The sequence below is a fragment of the Okeania sp. SIO2B9 genome (assembly GCF_010672505.1).
Classification (GTDB): domain Bacteria; phylum Cyanobacteriota; class Cyanobacteriia; order Cyanobacteriales; family Microcoleaceae; genus Okeania; species Okeania hirsuta.
Window position 1 is genome coordinate 1 of record NZ_JAAHGK010001646.1, and the last position, 1,367, is coordinate 1,367.

Annotated in this window: 2 protein-coding genes and 1 pseudogene; all 3 read right to left on the minus strand. The window is 32.3% G+C overall.

The window, feature by feature from the left end:
- Positions 1 to 18: 18 nt before the first annotated feature.
- Entirely contained in the window at positions 19 to 210 is a 192-nt protein-coding gene (locus tag F6K13_RS33375; protein WP_124155753.1) for a hypothetical protein, read from the minus strand.
- A gap of 171 nt (positions 211 to 381) precedes the next feature.
- Positions 382 to 675: a hypothetical protein gene (locus F6K13_RS33380; RefSeq protein ID WP_124155752.1), complete on the minus strand. Its 294-nt coding sequence runs from the start codon at positions 673 to 675 to the stop codon at positions 382 to 384.
- A 494-nt stretch (positions 676 to 1,169) separates the two neighbouring features.
- Positions 1,170 to 1,367 (minus strand): annotated as a pseudogene (locus F6K13_RS33385) (hypothetical protein); the annotation flags it as partial.

Sequence of the window (1,367 nt, forward strand, 5' to 3'; positions counted from 1 at the left end):
TCGGCTTCTGTTTACTGATTATTGAACTTGTGCCAAAATCCAAGTAACTATATACCAAGAGCGCTCGTTTCTCATTGCTAATTGATATATTGGATTATCTGGATCTTCGGGAATTTTATGACCTCTAAAACCCATTTGAATATAAGACCATACTTCTTGATTACCCCAACCATTAACTTCAACTATTTTAAGATTGTAGGGTTTACTCATTAACGCCAAAGCTTTAGGAGTAAATCTCCAGTAATCATCGAATACTTTTCCACCATGTATTGGGTTGATAAAGCAAGTTATATGACATATATATCCTCCTTGTTTAACAACTCGAATACTTTCTTCAAAAGCCTTGTAAGGATTTTCAGCAACATGCTCTAAAACTTGGTCTTAAACACAAAAATCAAAAAAGTTATCTTCATAATTTAGATTAGTTAGATTACATTCTGGATAACTCGTATTATAAACTTCCGCTAGTTTTAACCCTAAAACTTTTGCCAAGTTAGCACTGCCAGATACGGCCAAAATTTTTTTAGTCTTGTCATCTTCATTAGTCAATAAGTTTTCTAATTTTTTATACATATATAGTCGTGTAACATGATATCTTTTTTTTCCTTTCTTTGAGTTCAAACAAAAAGTAATTAAGTCTTTTGTTAAACTGTTATTTAGCGTGGTGTTAAACATTTTTTTTCCAAATATTAGCCGAATTACCGTTAGTAATTTAAGTATGTTTGTAGCCAGAATAAATTATAACATTGAATAAATAATAATTATGATCGAGTTTCATTATTCAGGACTTACGGAACGGAACTAATTTTAGTGGGAATATCTGAATAAATGACCAAATCATAAACCATATATCCCACATTCCGTACTTCAATTTGTAATATCAAATCCGTTTAATTCGGTATAAAAAAATGTTCCATCTTCAACCATTACCAAATATTTCTCGATCTCCCCATCTCCCCAGATACTAAATGGGTTCTATAAACCGGAAGGTGCGCGCAGGGGTAACATTCCCCTTCTAAAGGTTTACTGCTGAGTGCTGATCACTTTTTCAAGTTGGCCTGCCCCAACTCAGCCTGGCTTTTCTCTCACCCATATCTATAGAACAGCCATAAAACCTCTTTTTTCAGAATCATTGACCTTTGAAAAACCTAAAGCTACATCAAGTCTAATTAAATTCCATATTTAACACTGAATTTTGAGAGGGAATCATTAGTATTAATAATACTAAAAGAATCTAAAAAAGCTTTAGCCTCTGGAAAATCTAAATTTCCATCTTCAGCAACTATTTGTAAACTATATAATGTTGGTCTGCTAGGGTCGATAAATATTCTTAAAAGTAATCTCAAATTAGGCTTTACTTTTGACTG